Below are 21,570 nucleotides of genomic sequence, written 5' to 3' on the forward strand. Positions count from 1 at the left end.
CTCAGGGAGTCGAGCAGATGCTCAAGACAGTCAAGCAGGCATGCACATTCAACCCCATCATTCGCGACTACCCAACTAGGCGAAGAGGAAGCCATCAAGCCCTACTGGGTCAATGGCCCTCGCGCGGTCGATCAGGCTGGCTGGAAGAAAATTATCGGGGACAAACCGACCCTGATCATGCTCGATGAGTTGCCGCCCTACCTTGAAAACGCGAGCACTACTGTCATCGGCGGCGGTACGCTGGCTACCGTGAGCACCTACACACTCAGCTGCCTGATGAGCGCCGCTCTGGAGTTACCGCGTTGCTGCATTGTGATTGCCAACCTATCCGGCAGCTATGTGGCTCAGACCAAGGCAATTGCCGAAGCAATCTCTAACCTCCAGCAAGAAGCCAGTCGCCAAGCGAGCACCATCACCCCCGTGCAGTTGGCGGGTACCTGTTCATCCCTAGCGCCTCTCCGCCTTGATGCTGGCAGATTCAGTCTGGCCTCGCGGTTCGACCTACCGAAATATCGGCGGTTACATTGTCCCCAGAGCTTCAGACCCGGCTGTTACCGGCCACGCCTGTCTGGGTAGGGAACGAGTGGTGGAACAGTCGGTTCCGTCGGGCGTTAACCTGCGGAACAGAAACCCATGCGACTTTCAGGTCGCACTGCCGAAATGGTGAGTCGGCCGCGGGAACTGCCCCCGCAGCCGCTCGCAGAACCGTACGTGACACTCTCGCGTCATACGGCTCCCGTTATCCAACCTTGCTGCCCGGTCACTCGCCAGTGATGAAACAGCCGGGGTACCACAGTCCGCATCTTGTCCAGCCATTGGCTAATGCGCCGCTTGCGCCTATGAAGGGCCTTGTATTTTCGTCGGGCCCAGCGTTCAAGCGCGCGGTCAATGTGCTGGAAGATGCCAAGCATGGCTGTCCGATAGAACGAGCCATAGTATTGCCACCACCCCTGTATCACTGGATTGTAGAGCCGAGCCACGTCGACCAGCGTCACGTGGGTTTGGCGATTGAGTCGCCACCTGCGTACCGCTTGCCGCATCCGCTTTAAGGCATCCGCACTCGCTCCCGGAAGGAAGCTCGTGAAGAGCTGGTCTTGTTTGCTGAGCGCCTTCCTCGGCCTAAAGGTGAAGCCGAGGAAGGTAAAGCTCACATGCGGATAACCTGCGCGACGGTTACTGTCCTTGCAGTACACGACTTTCGATTTCTCCGGGTGCATCGTCAAGCCACAGGCAGCCAGCCGTGAAGCAATGGAGCGCATCACGTACTCCGCTTGCTTTCGACTGCGGCAGTGCACCACCGCATCATCGGCGTAGCGGGCAAACGGGCAGTTGGGGCTGGTACGTTGCATCCAGGTGTCGAAGGCATAGTGCATGAACAGATTCATCAGGAGGGGACTGAGCACTCCACCTTGCGGGGTGCCGCGTTCGCGTGGGACGCGCATGCCGTCATCCGTTTCGAACGGCGCAACCAGCCACCGCTCGATGTACAGAAGTATCCAGTCCTCCTTGATGTGCAGGCGCACCGCCTTCATCAGCAACCCATGATTGATCTGATCGAAGGCTGCCTTGATATCAAACTCCACCACCCAGTCGTATCGCCAGCAGCGCTCACGCGTGATCGCCACCGCCTGCTTCGCTGATCGTCCCGGCCGGTACCCATAGGAGTCCGAGTGGAAGATCGAGTCCAGCTCCGGCTCGATGAGAAGCTTGACCACGGTTTGCGCGACACGATCACCAACCGTGGGCACTCCCAGCTTGCGCGTGCCTCCCGATGCCTTGGGAATTTCTACTTGCTTGACCGGAGGCGGGAAGTACGACCCCGACGACATCCGATTCCACAGCTTGTAGAGATTCTTAGACAGATCCCGCTCGAAATCGGCGATGGTTTCATCGTCGATGCCGGCAGCACCGCGGTTGGCCCTGACCTGCTGGTAGGCGTCCCATACCGTGCGTTTCGCTATGTCATAAGGTTTCGCCGAGCTCACGCCACTCATCCCCGGAGGTTGGCAACGCTCGTCGGCCGGATAACGCCGCCCCTTCGCTCCACCTCCATTACAGAGGCTTCATCGCTACTACGGGAAGCTCCGCCCCTCGTTCCAGCATCGGTATTCTTCCTCATGGTGTTGGCCATTTGTCATTTTCCTTCGCATCTGGAACAAGGTTCTCACGTTCCGTACCAAAGCCTGTATGAAGATCATGCCGCCTATACACCGGCTGCCATCGGGTCCGTAAGCAGGTAACGCCCCGACTTGTCCTGAAGCCAGTACTCCACCTCAGTTTCGGCAGCACCTTGGGCATAACGATGCGTCATCGGACGGTTTGCTTTCGCTCATCTTCTCCATACTCACCTGCCATCCTCAGGGATGACTTTTCCTCGGTCGCTCACCACCACACCTTTTGGATGCAGCAGCACCGGGTGGTTTGAAGTCCGCTCCTGCAAGCCGACTTCGGAAGGCCTACTTCCATCTTCGGCACAGCAGCACAGGTCATCTGACCTGTGTTCGTGACACACAATACTGGTTTCCCTTCTTGGTCTGGTGCATTTCCGGGTCGCGCTTGCCGTCCTTGTTCTTGGTCGAACTGGGCGCATTGATCAGCGTTGCATCGACGATGGTGCCCTGGCGCAGCGACAGGCCGCGGTCGCCCAGATAGCCATTGATGACAGCGAGGATGCCGGCCGCCAGCTCGTGTTTCTCCAGCAAGCGGCGGAAGTTGAGAATGGTGGTTTCGTCGGGGATGCGCTCCAGGTTCAGCCCGGCAAACTGGCGCAGGATCGTGGTTTCGTACAGCGCTTCCTCCATCGCTGGATCGCTGTAGCCGAACCAGTTCTGCAGCAGATGCACACGCAGCATCGCCATCAACGGGTAGGCCGGACGGCCACCTTCACCTTTCGGATAATGTGGCTCGATCAAAGCAATCAAGCCCTTCCACGGCACCACCCGATCCATCTCGATCAGGAACAACTCCTTGCGGGTTTGCTTGCGCTTGCCAGCGTACTCGGCGTCGGCGAAGGTCATCTGCTTCATCGGGAAACTCGGTGGGTGGAATCCGGGTATTTTGCCAAAATCTGGAAGTCTTCTTCAGAGTTTCCCTAGTGTGCGCTCTCTTGCTTGGATGGCATTACGTTCTGGCCCAACGTTACTGTAGCGAATCCGCAGCAGTATCAATCAAAGCCTCCTGTATCCCGCGTGAAGAAAGACGCTACGTTGCGCCCGTTCTTCCACGGCTTCGCTTGCCGCCCCGCTACGGCAGATTCGAAGTATTCATCGAAATGTCATCCTTTAGAAACAGTGCGTTAACAAGGAATTTCTACCCTTTGCATCGCGAACCGCAATTGTGCGGCCAGCAATATTGCGAAAGGTGATCAAATGACGCCCCATCCGATACAGGACGCCGTGCTGCGGGTCGACCGGTTGAGCGTCGTCTATCCAGGCGGCGTGACAGCCCTACGCGATACCTCGATTGCATTTCGGCGTGGTGAGTTCACCGTGCTGCTTGGTCTCTCGGGCGCAGGCAAGTCGACCTTGCTCCGTAGTCTCAATCGACTCGTCACGCCCACTGGCGGCAGTGTCACCAGCGAACTCGGTGAACTCGGCAGCGGCTCGGCCTTGCGTCAGCATCGTCGGCGTACCGCCATGATCTTTCAGCACCACCAGCTAATCGAACGTCAAAGCGCACTGGCTAATGTGCTTACCGGTCGGCTGGCCTTTCACAACACGCTCCGCTCGCTGTTTCCTCTGCCGCGTGCCGATCAGGAGATTGCGCTCAGTTGCCTCGCTCGGGTCGGTCTGGCAGACAAGGCGCTAAGCCGGGTGGACAAACTGTCCGGTGGCCAGCAGCAGCGGGTAGGCATCGCGCGTGCGCTAGCGCAACAGCCGGCGATCATTCTGGCCGATGAGCCGGTAGCCAGTCTCGACCCGGCCACTTCGGTCCGTGTTCTCGGATTGCTGCGCGACATCTGCAAGGAAGACGGCATCACCGCCATCGTTTCGCTGCATCAACTCGAATATGCCCGCCGCTTCGCCGATCGCGTCGTCGGGCTGGCCGATTCTCAGATCGTTTTCGATGCCGCGCCCTCGGAACTCACCGATGCGCAGCTTGAGCGCATCTATGCAGGCCGCTCTACGACTCAGCCAGCGAATGCTCCGGCTGAACCACCTGTCATGCTCGAACCTTCACTGGAGATGTCCCGATGAAACGCTTATCCGCGCTCTTATTGACTTGCTTGCTGTCCGCTGTTTCAAGTTTGTCCGCCCTAGCGGCCGATGCCGATCCGGATGTGCTAAAGGTTGCCCTGCTGCCGGACGAAAACGCCTCCGAGCTGATCAAGCGTAACCAGCCGCTGAAGGATTATCTGGAAGAGCATCTGGACAAGAAGGTGCAGCTGATCGTAACCACCGACTATTCCTCGATGATTGAGGCGATGCGCTTTGGCCGTATCGACCTGGCGTATTTCGGTCCGCTGTCCTACGTCATGGCCAAAAGCAAAAGCGACATCGAGCCCTTCGCTGCCATGGTCATCGACGGCAAGCCGACCTATCGCTCGGTGATTATCGCCAATGTGGCGTCAGGCGTGAATGAGTATGCCGACCTTAAGGGCAAGAAGATGGCCTATGGTGACCGGGCATCGACGTCCAGCCATTTGATTCCCAAAGCCGTGCTTCTTGAGACGGCCGGTTTGACGGGTGGGCAGGACTACGAACAACATTTTGTGGGCACGCATGACGCCGTTGCCGTCAACGTGGCGAACGGCAACGCCGATGCGGGTGGGCTGTCGGAGGTAATTTTCAATCACGCAGTCGAACGTGGCCTAATCGATCCGAGCAAGGTGAAAGTACTTGGTTACAGCGGCGAATACCCCCAGTACCCCTGGGCGATGCGCTCGAACCTGAGCCCCGAGCTGAAAACCAAGGTGCGGGATGTATTCGTCGGTATCGACGATCCCGAAGTGCTGCGCAACTTCAAGGCCGAGGCCTTCGCGCCAATCACCGACGCCGACTACGATGTGATCCGCAACATGGGATCGCTGCTCGGCCTCGACTTCGCCACGATGTGAGCACCGATATGTCTACTCATTACGACGTGCAGGCGCTGCCTGCAGAGCAACGCGAGCACATCCTTCGAGGCTTCGGCCTCGGTTGGTGGCGCCAGCTGGGGCAGGTGGCGATTGTATTCGGAGTGGTGCTGTTGGCCTGCTGGTACGTGGGGCTGCTCGATGCCACCACGCTGCTGAACGGGCTGCCCTCCATCGCGACCCTGGCAGGCGAGGCCATGCCGCCAGACTTTTCGGGCTATCGAAGCTGGATTCGCCCCTTGATCGACACCTTGGCGATGAGCATCGCCGGTACGGCCATCGCAGTGGTGTTCTCGCTGGTGGTGGCCTTCGTTGCAGCGCGCAATACGGCGCCGCACCCCCTTGTGTTCGGTGTTGCCCGGGTGCTGCTCAATGCCCTGCGGTCGGTGCCGGAGCTGATCATGGGCATCATCTTCGTTGCAGCCGTAGGGTTCGGCGCCTTGCCGGGCGTGCTTGCCCTGGGTCTGCATTCGGTCGGCATGGTCGGCAAGTTCTTCGCCGAGGCCATCGAGCACGTCGACGAAGCGCCGGTGGAAGCCGCTCGGGCGGCGGGGGCTACGCCGATGCAAGTGCTGCTGCACGCGGTTTTGCCACAGGTGACGCCGCAGTTCGCCGACGTGGCGATCTACCGCTGGGAATACAACTTTCGCGCCTCCACCGTGATGGGCATGGTTGGCGCCGGCGGTATCGGCTTCGAACTCATGGGCTCGCTGCGCATCATGCAGTACCAGGAGGTTGCAGCAATCCTGCTGGTCATCCTGGCCATGGTCACGCTAGTAGACGCCTTCAGTGGCGTGCTGCGCAAACGTTTCAAATAGGACAAACCATGCTGCCGAAACTCGTTATAACTCACCGAGTACACGATGAGATCCTGCAACTGCTGGCGCCACATTGCGAGCTGATGACCAACCAGACCGACAGCACGCTGCCGCGCGAGGAAATTCTGCGCCGCTGCCGCGATGCTCAGGCGATGATGGCGTTCATGCCCGATCGGGTCGATGCAGACTTTCTTCAAGCCTGCCCTGAGCTGCGTGTAGTCGGCTGCGCGCTCAAGGGCTTCGACAATTTCGATGTGGACGCCTGTACTGCCCGCGGGGTCTGGCTGACCTTCGTGCCTGATCTGTTGACGGTCCCGACTGCCGAGCTGGCGATCGGACTGGCGGTGGGGCTGGGGCGGCATCTGCGGGCAGCAGATGCGTTCGTCCGCTCTGGCAAGTTCCAGGGCTGGCAACCACAGTTCTACGGCACGGGGCTGGATAACGCTACGGTCGGCATCCTTGGCATGGGCGCCATCGGACTGGCCATGGCTGATCGCTTGCAGGGATGGGGCGCGACCCTGCAGTACCACGAGGCGAAGGCTCTGGATACACAAACCGAGCAACGGCTCGGCCTGCGCCGGGTGGCGTGCAGCGAACTCTTCGCCAGCTCGGACTTCATCCTGCTGGCGCTTCCCTTGAATGCCGATACCCAGCATCTGGTCAACGCCGAGCTGCTTGCCCTCGTACGGCCGGGCGCTCTGCTTGTAAACCCCTGTCGTGGTTCGGTAGTGGATGAAGCCGCCGTGCTCGCGGCGCTTGAGCGAGGCCAGCTCGGCGGGTATGCGGCGGATGTATTCGAAATGGAAGACTGGGCTCGCGCGGACCGGCCGCGGCTGATCGATCCTGCGCTGCTCGCGCATCCGAATACGCTGTTCACTCCGCACATAGGGTCGGCAGTGCGCGCGGTGCGCCTGGAGATTGAACGTTGTGCAGCGCAGAACATCATCCAGGCATTGGCAGGTGCGCGCCCAATCAACGCTGCGAACCGTCTGCCCAAGGCCGAGCCTGCCGCATGTTGAATCCGGTCTGGCTGAAGAGCCTGGTAGCGATCGTTCAAACAGGCAGTTTTCAGAGCGCGGCGAGGGCGTTGGGGCTGGCCCAGCCGACGGTGTCGCAGCACTTGCAGAAGCTTGAAGAGCAGGTCGGCGTAACGCTGGTGCAGCGCAGTCGTAGCGGCTGCCAGCCTACCACACGGGCGCTGGCCTTCATGCCGCATGCGACCGCCTTGCTCGACATGCACGCCCGGGCGCTAGAAGCCCTGCATGGCAATCGTGAGCGCGTCGGGGCCAGCTCCAACATCGGCACCTACCTTCTCCTGCCATTCGTGCGCAACTATCTGACGACCGCAAATGAGAGGGGCGAGGTGGATCTGCGCATCGCCGCCAACCCGGATGTGGCCGACCAGCTACTGGCGGGCCAGCTCGACGCCGCGATCATGGAATGGTGGCTACCTCACCCCGACTTCGAACACCGCCTCTGGCGGGTCGAGCCGCTGGTGCTTATCGTCAGCCCCGACCATGCGCTGGCTGAAGCAGGGTGCATAGAACGTGATCGTCTGGTGGACCTGCCGATGCTGGGAGGTGAACCGGGTAGCGGTACCGGACGGCTTCTGACCGAATACTTTGGCGAACTGGGCGTGCCTCGCAGCGGTATGCAGCTAGGCAGCACCGAGGCAGTCAAACAAGCAGTGAGGGCGGGACTCGGCGTGTCGTTGGTGATGGCTTCCGCAGTACAAGACGAAGTTCGCAGTGGCGCGCTGGTAGCTCTTCCCATCCCGGGGCTTGAAAAGCGTCTCCAACTGATCTGGCGCAAACCTCCCGGAAATCTGCACCCGCCGGGATTTGTGCGGCACTTATTGGAGGAGGCAGATCTAGCTGGATAAGGTGATGGATGGTTGCGATCCAGCGCTTGGCTTGTCAGCCTAGGGAAACTCTGAAAAAGACTTTCTGATTTGGCAAAATACCGCGACCCCACCCACCGAGTTTCCCGATGAAGCAGATGACCTTCGCCGACGCCGAGTACGCTGGCAAGCGCAAGCAAACCCGCAAGGAGTTGTTCCTGATCGAGATGGATCGGGTGGTGCCGTGGAAGGGCTTGATTGCTTTGATCGAGCCACATTATCCGAAAGGTGAAGGTGGCCGTCCGGCCTACCCGTTGATGGCGATGCTGCGTGTGCATCTGCTGCAGAACTGGTTCGGCTACAGCGATCCAGCGATGGAGGAAGCGCTGTACGAAACCACGATCCTGCGCCAGTTTGCCGGGCTGAACCTGGAGCGCATCCCCGACGAAACCACCAGGTGTCAGTTGGTCGAGATTGGGCGAGGAAGTCATGCCGCTGATTGTGCCAGAGCAGGCGATCAGCGCAGATAAAGCGATGGGCTAATGGCCGGCGCTACAGCACTGTGATCGCACCGGCTGCACCAACCCGCTGCCAAGGTAAACCGAGCACCAAAGCCTGAAGCTGCTCGGTGTCGAGTTCAACTTCCGAGCCGCGGTGGATGCCTGGCCAGTGAAACTTGCCCTGGTTCAATCGCCGCGCGGCCAGCCAGATCCCTACACCGTCATGCACCAACACTTTCATGCGGTTGGCGCGGCGGTTGGCGAACAGATAAGCACAGTGCGGCTTCGCCGCACCGAATACCTCCACTACACGGGCCAATGCGGTCTCGGTGCCGGCGCGCATGTCCATCGGCTCAGTGGCAAGCCAGATGCTATCGATGCGGATCACGGGGCAAGCCCCCGGACAAAGCGGGCGCAGCCGTCAGGATCGGACACTGGCCATTTCACTGTGACTGACTGCTCGCCAAGCGATAGCTCAATAATCACCGATGCTGCAGTCGGCCGTTTGGGCGTAGCCCTCAATGGAACGAACGCCGGCAACGCCGCGGGTAGCTGATCTCGGTAAAGCGGTAGCCATTTTCGAATGACGTTGGCGTTGATGCCATGGCGGATGGCAACGCTGGAGACGGTCGCACCCGGTTGTAGGCATTCCTGAACGACCTGGACCTTGAACGGTTCGGGGTAAGAGCTTCGTTGGCGCATGGAAATCCTAACGTTAAGGACGAACGCGTCCGCTTAAAAATACGCGGACACCATCGCCCTTAATGCTGGAGTTCGGAAGGTGACTTGGCTGGACGCTTACCCAAGATCGCAGATTGCAGGTCATTATTCACGGGACGACCATTACGCAGTAAAGCCGGTGCACCCTCAGCCCATGCTATGCAGTCAGGACCACTAGGCGTGACGGGGGCGTAAACCACGCCCAGCACTGGCGTTGCGTTATGCAGCAATCCGATAGAAATGGCAGAGCCCGGCCGACGATTGAGGAAGTCGCCTGTTCCATCATTGGGGTCAACAACCCAACTAAATGGGTGGCCTGATAGCTCGCAGCCCGTTTCTTCTCCGACAAAATCGCAATTAAGGATGTGCTTCAGTCGCTGTCGCAGAAGTACCTCGATTTCAACATCGACGTCTGCCTTAAAGCCACTGCCCCTTGGGCCGTCTGGTCTATTAAGCTCTGACTCAATAAGTAGGCCTGCTTCGTAAGCAAGCTGCATGACGGGTTCAAGAAGATCGCTCAGCCGCAGTCCTGTCATCAGCTCTTTTCCCAGTAGTTACCCTTGCTGACCAAGCCAAAATCCTCAGAGGAAAATGGCTGCTCATCATCGAACATGCCATTGACCATACACTCCCGACGCAATCCACTCAGCACCCTGAAAAAGCAGGGCTCGCAGAGATGCACCCGATAGTGCTTTCCGTCATGCTGTGATCCATATCCCCATTGGGCTTCAAGCTTGCCGTATTGAAGGCCATAGCCAGGGATACGAGTTCCAGAGCGGCACACGTCGCAGATCACATCCTCAACGACATCGACCAATGCCTGCGACCTAACCTCCATACGCACCTCACGATTACGTTCCACGCGGCACCGGCCGGTTATGGATTCATGCACACCGGCATCATTCGAGCAGCCTCGACTGGCTGAGCATCAGAAACAAGCCAGTAGCTGCTGCCGGTAATGCTGGGAAAAGCTGACCTGGTAAGCGGGCTCATTTGCAAAGCCACCCAGCGAAATGATGTTCGTAGCCTGCGACCCAATACCAGGTTCTGCGCCACCTAACCCAGCATCGCCGATACCCTTGACATGGCCCGAAGCACCCATCGGTTCAGGCCTTGAGTCTGGATTAAATCCAGGCATCTGCACATCTCTCAAAACGGCCAGGTCATCCGGCAAGTCATCTGCAATTCGCTCCGCAAAGCCCTGAAGCTTCGGTTCTGCCAGCATGAATAGCCAAGCCTGGTCATCCGATTCACCTGTGCGTCGCAGTACCCGTCCCAGCACTTGCCGGTAATGCAGTTCGGTGCGGATACGGCTGAGATAGCAGCACACTTGCAGGCGTGGAATGTCGGTGCCTTCGCTGATCATTCCTACGGCGACAATCCAGCGGCAGGTGTTGCTGCGGAATGCATTGATCACTTGCTGCGCATCCGGGGTTTTGTTGGTCACGATACGGCACTCTTCACCCATTGTTTCCAGAGCCTGGGCTATTTGCTGAGCGTGTTCGATGTCGGTAGCCACCACCAAGCCGGCGGCATCAGGCTTGATCTGGCGTAGCTCGTTGAGCTTGCTGTAGCCAAGGTCGAGGATTGGATTGATCACGTCGTCATGGCGCAGCAGTTCCTCATAGGTGACAGGTGACTCCCCCAAAAGCTTGGCGATGCTGGGAAACAGCCTGACGGAGCTATCCGCGCCAAGTTCTTCAGTGAGTTTCACCTTCTGATTATCGAGCAACACAATGCGAGGGGATCGGCACACGCCGTCGGCAATGGCGTCTTTCAAGCCATAGCGGTAATCGCAGATCAAATGCCCTTCGGGCGACGAATAGCGAGCCAAGGCAATGGCCTTGTCGTCCGAACGCCAGGGCGTGCCAGACAGGGCCAACGTGAAGACAGCGCGATCCTGTATCCGGTGCAGTATCTGCTGCCCCCAGGCATTGCTGAGGAGCGGATCGTGGCCGGCGCAATGGTGGATTTCATCGAAGACCACAAGCACCCGGTAGTCATCAAGAAGCTGCCAGAATCCCTCATCACGGTATTCCATGGCCTGATAGGTATAGGCCGCCCCCACGGCACCCATCTGGCCATCGAGACGTCTGCCTAGCACTTCCGAAAAAGTCGAACGAAAACCCTCCACGACCTGGCAGGACGGCGCAAAGCACAGCACCAGGTCAATTCTGTCCTGCTGAAGCAGTCGGCTGGTCAGCTCCGCGGCCATGCGCGTCTTCCCGGCTCCCGGCGTTGCCTGGCAGAAGAAGTGCTGCGTGACGGTAAGGTGCTCCAACGCCTTGGTGATGCAGCTGTTCTGCCAGCTGCGTAGCGATCTGCTCATCGTGGCGCTGCGAGCGTTTTGAGGGTCTTTTCTATGGCGCGTAAATGGCCCAGAAGGCGAGAACTGCGATCCCTGGCCTCCAGGTAATCGCCTTCAACCTTGTCGCGCAAATGCGGCATCTCGTCCAGAAGCAGCTTGAATCGCTCTGCCTCGCCCATTGAAGTGAGAAAGTCCAAGCGGATTTCCTTGTGGAGCGCCTCCAACTGCAAATCCGTATTGGCCGGCAAAGCCTCCACGTCGCGTACCGCCGTGTCTGGTTCGGGCACTCCGGCAGCCATAAGGCTGCTCTCAAAACCGTTGTCGATCAGTTCCAGTTGTAGGTGTGCCGGAATCGGCTGCAGGTGGTAGACCTGTCCTCGGACACGACGGTCCTCGTCCAGTGCAACCCAGCCCGCGCGCACTAGTGGACTGAGCGGTTAATTCATTTATCTAATGGTAACGATATACTGTGCGTCCAATGTCATGGATTGGTTATGCGCATGGCCCGACCGACTTCCCCCTTCGCTTTAATGCCTTCCGATCTCATCGCCCTGCAAGGTTGGTTGCGTATGAGTACGCTGGAACAGAGCCTCGCCCAGCGAGCGCGCATCCTGCTTCTACTGGCTGACGGATTGACGCCCAAGGCCGTCAGCGAGCAGTTGCAGGTCACGCCGCCGACGGTATTCAAGTGGCGAAAACGTTATCTGGAGGCGGGAATCGAAGGGTTGAGCGATCTGCCGCGCAGCGGCCAGCCACTCAAACTTGGGCCCGATAAAATCAACGAAATCCTGACACTGACCACCCGGCGTGTACCCCAGGAAGCCACTCACTGGAGCGTCCGTTTGATGGCCAAGTATGCGCGGGTCACCACGTGGCAGGTTCGGCAGGTCTGGGCCGCTTCCGACCTCAAACCCCATCGTCTGAAGACCTTCAAAATCAGCAACGACCCTCATTTCGCCGACAAGGTAGTCGACGTGGTCGGGCTCTATCTGAACCCACCGGATAATGCCCTGGTGTTGTCGGTTGACGAGAAAACCCAGATCCAGGCGTTGGATCGCACCCAACCGATGCTCCCGCTACGCCCAGGTCAAGTTGAACGCCGGACGCATGATTACAAGCGCCATGGTACGGCGAGTCTGTACGCGGCTTTCGACATCCTAACCGGCCAAGTAATCGGACGGATTACCCAGCGCCATCGAGCCAAGGAGTTTCTGGCTTTTCTGCAACAGATTGAACGCAGCACGCCAGCCGGACTGGATCTGCATGTGATTCTAGATAACAGTTCGACCCACAAAACGGCTGCAATCAAGCAGTGGCTGGAAAAGCATCCGCGTTTCAAATTGCACTTCACACCGACCAGCGCGTCTTGGCTGAACGCCGTGGAAGGCTGGTTTGCACAACTGGAAAGACGAGCGCTATACCGGGGTGCCTTCACCAGCGTCGCCGACCTAAAAGTCGCTATCCGCCAATTTATCGAGGCTCACAATGAGCATTCAGCCAAGCCGTTCAAGTGGAATAAAACGGCTGAGGCCATCATTAGCTCGGTACATAAAGCGAAGCTGAGTGTGATAAAAAATAAATTAATGGATTAACCGCTCAAGCCACTAGTCGACGGATCTGCTCATACACATAGCGTCGCACATCGGCGATACGGAAATGTGTGCCATTCAGGCGAGCAGCATAGGCATCGCGCAGTTCACGGGTCGTAAAGGTTGTACGCCCTGGCTCCTGAAGCAGCTCATACAGACGCCTGTCGAAGATAAACGAGGCCGATTTCATTGAGGCACCAGAAGAGTTAGCGCGAAAGAAATGCGGATTATAATCCGTGGCCTGTGCGTCCGCAAACGCACGATAGTGCCGCCTCAAGTTGAATTGAGACGGTCATGGATAAGTTGGCGAAAGCGTTAGGGGAACGCATCCGAGTGCAGAGGAAGGCCTGCCGGATTTCCCAGGATGCACTGGCGCTGGCGTGCAATATCGACCGCAGCTACGTAGGGCGGATCGAACGTGGCGAGGTCAACATCACCGTCGAGAAGCTGTATCGCATCGCAAGCGTGCTTGCATGCGATCCATGCGGCCTACTGCCTCAGGCGTCAGAGCTTTAGCCCACCTGATCGACGCTGGCGCTCAAGAAGGCTTGAAATTGCATTAATGCTGTCGGCCCTAACCTCATTATCCAGACTACTAGCTAGAACATTCCCCGACGCTTGTGATGCTGTCGAGGAGGCGTAAATCTATCAATGATGTAGCCGAACCCGGCGTGACTTGTTCTGACGCTCAGCTAGTTCCAGTTCTCTCACGCGCGCCCATAGCTGGAGGTTCTGTGTAAGCGCTCGATCACGCTGCGAACTGACCATCGCCAGCTCTTTTTCTAAAAACAAAACTTTATCTGCTAAACGTTTAATGCTTTTACCACTTGATGAGCCGCAGCCCTTGTCAGCCTCAGCACGACAAGCCTCGATCTTTGCGAGTAATGGCAAATGTGTTTTGCGAGACTTTTTCAGATAACCACGGTCAAATCCAGCCTCATGACTGACGATGCTCGCGGTAAGTTTGGATAGGTCTAGCCCTACATGCTCGGGCATAAAAGGCTTCCCATCGAGAAGGCGCTGCAAAGCTTCCTGACAGGCACCAACCCCCTTGCTTATTCCTTCACCAGACTTCATGACTAAAGCTCCACAGTGTCGATCAGGCGAGTCTTGAAAACCATTAGGCGCTCAATATCGCCCTTCACAATTTGATATTCGCCTGAGTCTTCTGCGTAGTTTGACAACTCGTTTTTCGCATCCTCAATGGCCGCACTTAACCTGGAGGGCTTGATAATCGCACCCTCGCAGGACAAACATTCAGTATAGTCACCGAGCATGAAGGAATCGCAGCGGCCCACCTTGGTGCAACCACCGAGTAGCGTTGGCCGATAGCTAATTGCACCGTTCTTCACCCGAAGCTCTGTATCGGCACGAATATCTTCAATCTTTATCTCGCCAGCTTCAACACGTTCTTTCTGCCTCTGCATGTATGAACCGGTGCCACCAAACAGCGGTTCTTCTTTGAACAGCAGATCTGCAATCAACTGATTGGCCACCGACATCGGCATGGCCATCTGGAACTCGAAAGCAAAGTGGTTATATGGTAGCACGAAGTCTATTTTCTTCTCGTCATAGTAGCCAAAAATGGTGCGCAAGTTATCAAAGCCATTCGCATAATAGCGCGCCATCTGAATGGTCATATGCTTGAACTGCGCTCGCAGAGTCGGTAGCGAGAGAAAGCCGCTACTGCTTCCATAGAAGGCCAACGAACGTCGGAATTGATGGCTAGTCAGCGGCCAGGGCTGGCCTACTGCAAAATCTGGCTCATTGTAAAAGTCACGAGAAGGGTCGCTCTGAGCCAACTCTTGTAAATCCTCTGATTGAATCGATAAGGATTTCAAAGCACTGCCCATCGTTGCTCTCAATGTAAAGTCTGTTACACCAACTTCTGCACAATTCTTCGTTTTACACAGGACGGACGGATTGATGAATAGCGGACAACGATCATCCAGTTCAATCCTATAGAGCCGGGCTAAACCACGACAAATCGCCTGGCCAACCTCGACCGCCTTGACGACTTCGCCTGCCGCGAACCATGCGCTTTCTTTCTTGTAACCGCTAAACTTCGTGGTAGTCGATAATATGTGTACTGATTGCGGTTGATCGCGCATAAAACCTTGATCATCAACCACTGAACATCTCACGACTTGATCAGATAAGCAGTTATAAGACATACGCATCACCTCTTGATCACGCATGCCGGTATATAGGTGTATCACCATTCTCACCACATACTGCATCTTGAGAAGGACTCGCTGCAGCTTTCTCTTTTCGGAACAGGCAAACTCACCGACAAAAACCGCAGCCAGACCATATTCCTCTATTGCTTGCTGAATACCGGGGCGATAGCGCGACTTACCACCAACCCCCAAAGATTTTTGACGGTGCGGAGTAAGACCGAAATACTCATCAGCAAAGCACGATATAAATGAATCAATATTCCCAACACCCAAGTAAAGATGATCGAGCAGGTCGCCACAAATATTTATTAAATTCAAATAAAGGCGTGTCGGAATTACCGGATGCTGTTTAGAATCAGGTCTTCTCAAATCAAAAACTCTTGGATTCAGCACAACATACCCTAGGCGTTCCTCGCCCACACTAATCAATCCGTGCAATATCCCACTAAGAACCGTCTTGTCAAAATTACTTTCACTAACAAAAGCCGCTAGATAAACAGGCACGGTAAAAAGCTGCTGCAAGGACAGCACACCAACCATTGACTTCTTTTTCTGCGCATAGCAGAACTTCATAGCGATGCGCAGCACAACCCAATATGAAATAATCGTAGATGCACTCAGCTTACCAATCCGCCCACCGCCAGCGAAATAAATAAGACAATACAGAAGATATTTGGCTTCTTCGATCAGCGCTTGCTGATCATGACCATAATCACCGAACACCATATCGAAGCGTATTCGGCCAATTTTTTTTGCACTCAGCCTGTACGGGTTAAAGTCCCATACAGACTCGCCGTACACTGCCGTTGCATTGCCATACTCAGTGCGACAGATAACAAAATCCGACGCGGGCTTCCCATACAGCTGAGCCGCACTATCTGGCTGGCTGGTGACTGGAAACTGGCCGCTAGAAAAAAGACTACCTATCGACTGAACAGCAGCACTCAAAATACGATCCCCATTTTTTCATAGCGACCCAACCGGACTTCCCAAAACTTAGTTAACTCGCCGTATTCAAACACCTTAGCTTTAACCTTTTCGACTGTCTGTTTCACCGAGCTAGAGCGCTCACTAAGAGCATCGACTATAAACTCGATCCGGATAGATAACTCTTTGAAAAGTGCCTCAGTATGCGCTGCATCGGGGGCCGATTTACGCACGGCATTGACCACGTATTGCAAACTCAGAATTTTATGCAGATCCTCCTCATCGCCGTGACATAAATAGTTTTCGCAGTACAAACAACCATATTGGGTGCGGCAGTTCGGCTCTATAATCAATCCCACATCAGTGGCAGACGTCGGCTTATTGAAATCCTCGCAGTGACCCGCCGCTATTGCGACACTACTTGCTACAGCCTTGCGGCTTCGCTCACGCACAACATGAGCAGCGTGGCGTATTGCATCCCAAAACAGGCTGAACTCGGATTGCTGCTGTTCAGGTGTTGCCTCTGCATAGGTAGAAAGATTCACCGCTTCGGTGTGATTGAGGGATGCCGCTACCGTGGACGGCGACAAACGTGCAGAGTGCATTTCAGTGCTTTTGTGCTTGCGTATTTTACGAGTTGAAAGTCTTGGTACAGTCGGATCAAGAAAGACCCCGCTAATAAACTCATAAAATTTTTCTAAGGAGCTTGTCACGTTAAGATCACCAAAGCTTTTGCAAGTTCTAAGCTGACCAGACGTAGGCATTGCAAAGAATAGTCGCTCATGTCTCGCACCATCCAAAATCCACGCACGCAGCTTTAAATACTCTTTCAGCAGCGACAAACCCGAGCCCCGCCCAATGTTGTAAAGCGTTGACTTTCCGCCAGCCCGAAATTTCACAGCCGACAACTCTTTCTTGAGAGGGGACTTTTCAACTTTGAGTGCGTCTTCGTAACTAAACTGCTCAAATTCAGCCGGAGTGGCACCTGTAATCATAAAAAAAAGGATAGCATAGGCTTTCGCCGCAAGACTCGCTAGATTAAGACGATGCCAGTTGCGCCCATCTTCATTAGCCGCATCCAAAGATGCCTGGGAGCTTCTTAGTTCGCGCGCGACATTATAATTTCTCGGCTTTTTTCGGCCAAGCCTCTCGAAGGCCGCGAAGTATTCTTCGGCCGTAGCAATTCGCCGCTCAGCTGAGTTATATGAAGGAGCAGCATCCTTAAATGGGCTGCTCGCGCCTCGGTTGGACGGAAATATAACAACTTCATAATCTCTAACTCCAACCACGAGCGGGTAAGGTTTTTTATTCAAGATAAAATCACTGCACTGCTGGGCAATGGCAAAGCAAACATCTCTATACAACTCGACATGAGCAGCGCCTGCTGTTGCAGAACCTCTATCTGGAACAATCCTTACTGCACCAGCAAGAATATGGACACTATTATCTGGATAAAGTAATTTGATCAGGCTGGATGCTCTAGTTTGGTAGCTTGACGCGGTCCGGGGCTTCAGCTTTTTATCGGATATTTTTTGATTTAGATGCGCTGTATAATCTCGATATGCCTTTTGAGCATCCACGCTACTGGAAAATATTTCTCGGTAACCCTCAGCGTTCAACCAATCAATAAAATATTCGGTATGGAAGAAATTTGCCAAGACTGACTTATCACGCAGACCGACAAAAGACTCCAAAACTCTCACAATCAGCTCACGACGACTTTCAACGAACGACTCAATCACCAATGGCGTCCCGCGATCATCATGAACACTTTTATTCTTACCACGAATGAGATATGCAAAACTACCAATATCTAACGGCTTCTTTTTAACCTTAACGGTCAGCTGCAATCGCAAACGCTCAGGTTCGGAAAACTCCTGAACCAACTCATTTAGCGTAATAATTTTTGTATTTTCGCGATGCTCTAACAGCTGCCGACTACTCATTCTTGGACCGTCAATTTCATGACTTCGTAGTTACCGTTAAACAATTTCTTCTCCCACACCTCTTGGGCGATGACTTTTTCGTGAGTCATATTGAATAACTTTAGATAGTTTTCAGTTGTTTCCCTAGACTCGTGATGCATACGTTTTTGAATAAAATCAATATCCTCCCCTAATTTCAAAACGCCTTCTTGAACCAACGGTTGCAGGCGCTGGTAGAGTTGATAGGCAAAAGTCGCTCGCAGCCAGTGATATGTAAAATCTTTTGGAAATTGGCTAGAAGCTGTACTCTGCAATTTTCGCTTTATTGTTTCCGTCACCTGCCCTGTCTGTGGCGACCTAACAATTGCGTAACGCGGATCATTTGAAGCCATGTAATAACAATTGCCTTGATCGGAGAGAAACAAATACATATCGTCCTCTTCTATCAACAGACCGGGATGACTGACTTCTAATTGAGCACGAAATTTTTCCCGCCGTCTCCTCATCATCGGACTACGTGCAAGCGTGACCAATTCTTCAGCAAGTTGCTTTGGAACATACAGAACTTGAGTTTTGTCAAATTTCGTATCAATGCCTGTGCGCGGGCCGGCATGCAATTTATAGGCACATTCCGGCACTAGTTTGTCTTCTGTAAATCCTTTCAAATGCTTCAAGCGTATGGTCAAAACACTTTGCTTACGAGCTCCAGTCATCAGAGACGTGAGAAGAATCAACCGCTCAATCGTTGACCATTTCTTTTCATTAATGGCCTCCAAAAGCGCGCCTAACTCAAGATTGGAGAGAGGTCGAAGATCCTCGCCATCTTCACGCACGAATCCCAAAGGAACGGAGCTACTAGGCGGCGTACGCCGCGTTTGGCTGCGCTTTTCAGCATCGATGATTTTCGCGCCTTTTGGGCTCTGCACGATAAGCCGCACTTGCTTGATCGTATCAACACGCTTTAGATCGAGGTAATGCCAATGCTCGGAAACGTACTTATAAAAGTGATAGACCGCAGCGGTATATTGATTGATGACCTGATTACTGCGACGGCCTTCTTTAATCAGGTGATAGAAGTACTTGTAAGTCGGGCGAAGCGAAGGACGGGCACCGGAAAAGTCGAGCCAATCCAGATTGTTATCCTCACAGAATAGGAGGTAATCCAACAGTTTACTGGCACGACGCCTAACATCATCAGTGCGTCGACTTGCAGGAGCCCTATCACGCATGAGACTCAGCAAGTAGTCGTTCGCTTCGTGCCAAGGGTTGCCATTAGCACTAAACAAAAATGGGAAATTGAACAGGGCACGGTCATTCCCTGAACCGACTTCATCGCATTTATAAAGCAGATTGGATTCAGCCCCCTCAAGCGCTGACTCAATAGAGCCGCGAGGCGCTTCACTGACATGCAGGATAGCGAAGGCATCCTGCAAATTCGGGATGAGAATCAGACGACCTTCGTGACGCGGATTGGTGTAGGACATTCGCCCCCCCTGATGAATCAGTCAATCCTATATGTTATGCGTCAGTTTACAATCGCTACCTGTCAATCTTTTTGTTGTTAAGCGATTCAACCCAAGGGTCTAACTTATGGAATAGTTTGGGATAGCGCCCTTTCAGATCTTTCTTCACCTCGGCGTAGGTACTGCGCCAGAAGTTCGCCAGATCCTGGGTCACCTGCACCGGCCGTCGCGCCGGGGACAGCAGGTGCAACTTGACCACCTGGCGCCCGCCGGCAATGCGCGGTGTATCCGCCAGGCCGAACAATTCCTGCAGGCGCACCGCCAGAATCGGCGGATGCTCGCTGTAGTCCAAGCGCACCGACGAACCCGACGGCACTTTCAAATGGCGCGGTGCCAGTTCGTCCAGGCGTTGGGGCAACGGCCAGGGCAACAGGTTGTGCAGGTAGCTGGAAACATCCAGATTGGCGAAATGACTGAGGCGCGAGACCTTGCCCAGGTAAGGCATCAGCCAGTGCTCTAGGCTGGCGAGCAAGGCGCTGTCGCTGACGTCGGGCCATTCGCTGGTGTTGCCGGTGTCCAGTTGGCGCAGCAACATCACACGGGCCTGCCATTGGCGCAGTTCCGGAGTCCAGGGCAACAGCTCCAGGCCTTTGCGCCGGACCAGGTTGACCAGCGCCTGGCTGCGGGCGTTTTCGTCGAGGCCGTTGAGGGGTTCGCGGCTGAGTACCAGTTCGCCGACTTTGCGCTGGCGCTCGGCGCGCAGCACGCCTTCGCGCTCGTCCCAATCCAATTGGTCGACGGTGCGTACTTGTTCGGCGAGGACCGTGTCGAACAGCGCCGGATCAAAATCCGTCGCCAGGTAGATGCGTTCTTCGCGCTGGCCCTGGCGGCTGCCCAGGTCGGCAATCACCAGCCAGGCTTGTTTCATCAGGCTATCGGCCTCGGCGAACAAGGCGGCGCGGCCATTGGCCAGGCGGTATTCGGCGCTGCCGGGGCGGCGTTGTTGGGCCACGCGGTCGGGATAGGCCAACGCCAGCAGCGCGCCGAGCCAACGCGGGTGTTCGGGGTCGGCCACCGGCTGGGTCGCCTGGCCGCGCAAATAGCCGCGATATTGCCGGGCCAACTGCTTGGCGCGCTGAACACCACCCTGGGTGCCCCGCGCGCGTTCTTCACCGGACAATAACGCCAGGCGACTGTGCAGATCCGCGCCGCCCCCGCGCAGGATATCGCGCTCGCCCAGCAGCGCGGCGACATCACACGCAGTGGCCGCCAGCCCCAGATCCTGCCCGCGCAGCAGCAGATGGGCGATGCGCGGATGGGCCGGCAGCTCGGCCATCTTCTGGCCGTGGGCGGTCAGTTTGTCGTCATTCAAGGCGCCGAGGCGTTGCAGCAGGTCCTGGGCCTGGGCATACGCGGCAGCGGGCGGCATGTCGAGCCACACCAACTGCGCGGGCGCAACGCCCCAACGCGCCAGTTGCAAGGCCAGCCCGGCGAGGTCGGCGGCGAGGATTTCCGCGCTGCCATAGGCGGCCAGGCCTTCGTGCTGGTCCTCGGACCACAAGCGATAGCACACGCCCGGTTCCAGGCGCCCGGCCCGGCCGGCACGCTGGGTGGCGCTGGCGCGGGAGATGCGCTGGGTGTCGAGGCGGGTCATGCCGCTGCCGGGGTCGAAACGCGGCACACGCGCCAACCCGGCGTCGATCACCACGCGCACGCCATCGATGGTCAGGCTGGTCTCGGCGATGTTGGTGGCCAGCACCACTTTGCGCTTGCCGGCGGGCGCCGGGTCGATGGCGGCACGCTGGGCGTTCAGGTCGAGTTCGCCATGCAGCGGGCAGAGCAGCACATCGCGGCGATCACCGAGCGCGTCTGCCAGTTGCTGGTTGACCCGGCGGATCTCCGCTTGGCCGGGCAGGAACACCAGCACGCTGCCGGTTTCGTCATGCAAAGCGTCGAGGATGGTCTGCACCAGGCGCGGCTCGATGAATTCACCGGCCTGGTACGGCCGCCCCCAGCGCATCTGCACCGGGAACATACGCCCTTCGCTGCGCAGGATCGGCGCGTTGTCCAGCAGCGCGGCCAGGCGCTCGCCTTCGAGGGTGGCGGACATCAGCAGGATTTTCAGCGGCTGCTCATCGCGAAACAGGTCGCGGCCATTCAGGCTCAGGGCCAGCGCCAGGTCGGCGTCGAGGCTGCGTTTGGACACTTGACCGATTGCACAATTCT

The 21,570-nt window shown here is 56.2% G+C and carries 18 protein-coding genes and 4 pseudogenes; 8 read left to right on the forward strand and 14 right to left on the reverse strand.

The annotated features are described in order from the left end of the window. Positions 1 to 725 precede the first annotated feature (725 nt). Together ltrA and MOQ67_RS27665 are read right to left on the reverse strand one after the other, a co-directional pair. Positions 726 to 1,994, reverse strand: coding sequence for a group II intron reverse transcriptase/maturase (gene ltrA, locus MOQ67_RS27660; RefSeq protein ID WP_010562502.1), 1,269 nt, complete (start codon positions 1,992 to 1,994; stop codon positions 726 to 728). Between the two features lie 519 nt (positions 1,995 to 2,513). Continuing rightward, positions 2,514 to 3,026: pseudogene (locus MOQ67_RS27665) on the reverse strand (IS5-like element ISPst7 family transposase); the annotation flags it as partial. A gap of 342 nt (positions 3,027 to 3,368) precedes the next feature. On the opposite strand from MOQ67_RS27665, the gene phnC reads away from it, so the two are divergent. The 6 genes and pseudogenes from phnC to MOQ67_RS27695 form a co-directional block, all read left to right on the forward strand. Beyond that, entirely contained in the window at positions 3,369 to 4,196 is an 828-nt protein-coding gene (gene phnC, locus MOQ67_RS27670; protein WP_003118432.1) for a phosphonate ABC transporter ATP-binding protein, read from the forward strand. Beyond that, positions 4,193 to 5,056 (forward strand): phosphate/phosphite/phosphonate ABC transporter substrate-binding protein, encoded by an 864-nt coding sequence (gene phnD / locus MOQ67_RS27675; RefSeq protein ID WP_010562501.1) that lies wholly within the window; start codon positions 4,193 to 4,195, stop codon positions 5,054 to 5,056. The genes phnC and phnD overlap by 4 nt, the downstream gene beginning before the upstream one ends. Positions 5,057 to 5,064: 8 nt before the next feature. Then, positions 5,065 to 5,892, forward strand: coding sequence for a phosphonate ABC transporter, permease protein PhnE (gene phnE / locus MOQ67_RS27680; protein ID WP_010466252.1), 828 nt, complete (start codon positions 5,065 to 5,067; stop codon positions 5,890 to 5,892). Between the two features lie 8 nt (positions 5,893 to 5,900). Continuing rightward, on the forward strand, positions 5,901 to 6,911 hold the full coding sequence (gene ptxD, locus MOQ67_RS27685) for a phosphonate dehydrogenase PtxD (protein ID WP_003127732.1): 1,011 nt from the start codon (positions 5,901 to 5,903) through the stop codon (positions 6,909 to 6,911). After that, positions 6,905 to 7,774 (forward strand): LysR family transcriptional regulator, encoded by an 870-nt coding sequence (locus tag MOQ67_RS27690; protein ID WP_003127731.1) that lies wholly within the window; start codon positions 6,905 to 6,907, stop codon positions 7,772 to 7,774. Before ptxD ends, MOQ67_RS27690 begins: the two co-directional genes overlap by 7 nt. Before the next feature lie 107 nt (positions 7,775 to 7,881). Further along, positions 7,882 to 8,187 (forward strand): annotated as a pseudogene (locus MOQ67_RS27695) (IS5/IS1182 family transposase); the annotation flags it as partial. 97 nt (positions 8,188 to 8,284) lie between these two features. On the opposite strand, the gene tnpB reads toward MOQ67_RS27695, so the two are convergent. The 6 genes and pseudogenes from tnpB to MOQ67_RS27725 all read right to left on the reverse strand — a co-directional run. Then, on the reverse strand, positions 8,285 to 8,620 hold the full coding sequence (gene tnpB / locus MOQ67_RS27700) for an IS66 family insertion sequence element accessory protein TnpB (protein ID WP_010562499.1): 336 nt from the start codon (positions 8,618 to 8,620) through the stop codon (positions 8,285 to 8,287). After that, complete coding sequence (gene tnpA, locus MOQ67_RS27705) at positions 8,617 to 8,934, reverse strand: IS66-like element accessory protein TnpA (RefSeq protein WP_010562498.1); 318 nt, start codon at positions 8,932 to 8,934, stop codon at positions 8,617 to 8,619. Before tnpA ends, tnpB begins: the two co-directional genes overlap by 4 nt. A 59-nt stretch (positions 8,935 to 8,993) precedes the next feature. Beyond that, positions 8,994 to 9,488, reverse strand: coding sequence for an inositol monophosphatase family protein (locus MOQ67_RS27710; protein ID WP_017340928.1), 495 nt, complete (start codon positions 9,486 to 9,488; stop codon positions 8,994 to 8,996). Beyond that, positions 9,488 to 9,790, reverse strand: coding sequence for a hypothetical protein (locus MOQ67_RS27715; protein WP_003298444.1), 303 nt, complete (start codon positions 9,788 to 9,790; stop codon positions 9,488 to 9,490). The genes MOQ67_RS27710 and MOQ67_RS27715 overlap by 1 nt, the downstream gene beginning before the upstream one ends. A 90-nt stretch (positions 9,791 to 9,880) precedes the next feature. Then, positions 9,881 to 11,281 carry a DEAD/DEAH box helicase gene (locus MOQ67_RS27720; RefSeq protein ID WP_003127305.1) on the reverse strand — a complete coding sequence of 467 codons (1,401 nt, stop codon included), beginning with the start codon at positions 11,279 to 11,281 and terminating at the stop codon, positions 9,881 to 9,883. After that, positions 11,278 to 11,685 (reverse strand): annotated as a pseudogene (locus MOQ67_RS27725) (hypothetical protein); the annotation flags it as partial. The pseudogene MOQ67_RS27725 and the gene MOQ67_RS27720, both read right to left, overlap by 4 nt. Positions 11,686 to 11,760: 75 nt before the next feature. On the opposite strand from MOQ67_RS27725, the gene MOQ67_RS27730 reads away from it, so the two are divergent. Beyond that, the gene (locus tag MOQ67_RS27730) at positions 11,761 to 12,852 is read left to right on the forward strand and encodes an IS630 family transposase (RefSeq protein WP_034114923.1); all 1,092 of its coding nucleotides are present in this window, start codon (positions 11,761 to 11,763) and stop codon (positions 12,850 to 12,852) included. Positions 12,853 to 12,856: 4 nt separating this feature from the next. Here MOQ67_RS27730 and MOQ67_RS27735 read toward each other — a convergent pair whose 3' ends face one another. Beyond that, positions 12,857 to 13,039: a hypothetical protein gene (locus MOQ67_RS27735; protein ID WP_448675967.1), complete on the reverse strand. Its 183-nt coding sequence runs from the start codon at positions 13,037 to 13,039 to the stop codon at positions 12,857 to 12,859. A gap of 104 nt (positions 13,040 to 13,143) precedes the next feature. On the opposite strand from MOQ67_RS27735, the gene MOQ67_RS27740 reads away from it, so the two are divergent. Then, the gene (locus MOQ67_RS27740) at positions 13,144 to 13,365 is read left to right on the forward strand and encodes a helix-turn-helix domain-containing protein (protein WP_010562496.1); all 222 of its coding nucleotides are present in this window, start codon (positions 13,144 to 13,146) and stop codon (positions 13,363 to 13,365) included. Positions 13,366 to 13,497: 132 nt separating this feature from the next. On the opposite strand, the gene MOQ67_RS27745 is transcribed toward MOQ67_RS27740, so the two are convergent. The 5 genes and pseudogenes from MOQ67_RS27745 to hrpB form a co-directional block, all read right to left on the reverse strand. After that, positions 13,498 to 13,926: a hypothetical protein gene (locus MOQ67_RS27745; protein ID WP_010562495.1), complete on the reverse strand. Its 429-nt coding sequence runs from the start codon at positions 13,924 to 13,926 to the stop codon at positions 13,498 to 13,500. Positions 13,927 to 13,928: 2 nt separating this feature from the next. Then, entirely contained in the window at positions 13,929 to 15,977 is a 2,049-nt protein-coding gene (locus tag MOQ67_RS27750; protein WP_003132545.1) for a hypothetical protein, read from the reverse strand. Beyond that, entirely contained in the window at positions 15,974 to 17,902 is a 1,929-nt protein-coding gene (locus MOQ67_RS27755; RefSeq protein WP_003132543.1) for a hypothetical protein, read from the reverse strand. The genes MOQ67_RS27750 and MOQ67_RS27755 overlap by 4 nt, the downstream gene beginning before the upstream one ends. Beyond that, complete coding sequence (locus tag MOQ67_RS27760; RefSeq protein ID WP_003132541.1) at positions 17,899 to 19,365, reverse strand: site-specific integrase; 1,467 nt, start codon at positions 19,363 to 19,365, stop codon at positions 17,899 to 17,901. Before MOQ67_RS27760 ends, MOQ67_RS27755 begins: the two co-directional genes overlap by 4 nt. 55 nt (positions 19,366 to 19,420) lie before the next feature. Beyond that, a pseudogene (hrpB, locus tag MOQ67_RS27765) lies at positions 19,421 to 21,544 on the reverse strand (ATP-dependent helicase HrpB); the annotation flags it as partial. Positions 21,545 to 21,570: the final 26 nt, after the last annotated feature.

The sequence above is a fragment of the Pseudomonas sp. LY-1 genome (assembly GCF_053502595.1).

What these genes read in the sequence shown, in the direction of transcription:
- ltrA (WP_010562502.1), bottom strand. Translation starts at nt 1,994, where the DNA reads ATGAGTGGCGTGAGCTCGGCGAAACCTTATGACATAGCGAAACGCACG.
- phnC (WP_003118432.1), top strand. Translation starts at nt 3,369, where the DNA reads ATGACGCCCCATCCGATACAGGACGCCGTGCTGCGGGTCGACCGGTTG.
- phnD (WP_010562501.1), top strand. Translation starts at nt 4,193, where the DNA reads ATGAAACGCTTATCCGCGCTCTTATTGACTTGCTTGCTGTCCGCTGTT.
- phnE (WP_010466252.1), top strand. Translation starts at nt 5,065, where the DNA reads ATGTCTACTCATTACGACGTGCAGGCGCTGCCTGCAGAGCAACGCGAG.
- ptxD (WP_003127732.1), top strand. Translation starts at nt 5,901, where the DNA reads ATGCTGCCGAAACTCGTTATAACTCACCGAGTACACGATGAGATCCTG.
- MOQ67_RS27690 (WP_003127731.1), top strand. Translation starts at nt 6,905, where the DNA reads ATGTTGAATCCGGTCTGGCTGAAGAGCCTGGTAGCGATCGTTCAAACA.
- tnpA (WP_010562498.1), bottom strand. Translation starts at nt 8,934, where the DNA reads ATGCGCCAACGAAGCTCTTACCCCGAACCGTTCAAGGTCCAGGTCGTT.
- MOQ67_RS27710 (WP_017340928.1), bottom strand. Translation starts at nt 9,488, where the DNA reads ATGACAGGACTGCGGCTGAGCGATCTTCTTGAACCCGTCATGCAGCTT.
- MOQ67_RS27715 (WP_003298444.1), bottom strand. Translation starts at nt 9,790, where the DNA reads ATGGAGGTTAGGTCGCAGGCATTGGTCGATGTCGTTGAGGATGTGATC.
- MOQ67_RS27720 (WP_003127305.1), bottom strand. Translation starts at nt 11,281, where the DNA reads ATGAGCAGATCGCTACGCAGCTGGCAGAACAGCTGCATCACCAAGGCG.
- MOQ67_RS27730 (WP_034114923.1), top strand. Translation starts at nt 11,761, where the DNA reads ATGGCCCGACCGACTTCCCCCTTCGCTTTAATGCCTTCCGATCTCATC.
- MOQ67_RS27735 (WP_448675967.1), bottom strand. Translation starts at nt 13,039, where the DNA reads ATGAAATCGGCCTCGTTTATCTTCGACAGGCGTCTGTATGAGCTGCTT.
- MOQ67_RS27740 (WP_010562496.1), top strand. Translation starts at nt 13,144, where the DNA reads ATGGATAAGTTGGCGAAAGCGTTAGGGGAACGCATCCGAGTGCAGAGG.
- MOQ67_RS27745 (WP_010562495.1), bottom strand. Translation starts at nt 13,926, where the DNA reads ATGAAGTCTGGTGAAGGAATAAGCAAGGGGGTTGGTGCCTGTCAGGAA.
- MOQ67_RS27755 (WP_003132543.1), bottom strand. Translation starts at nt 17,902, where the DNA reads ATGAGTAGTCGGCAGCTGTTAGAGCATCGCGAAAATACAAAAATTATT.
- MOQ67_RS27760 (WP_003132541.1), bottom strand. Translation starts at nt 19,365, where the DNA reads ATGTCCTACACCAATCCGCGTCACGAAGGTCGTCTGATTCTCATCCCG.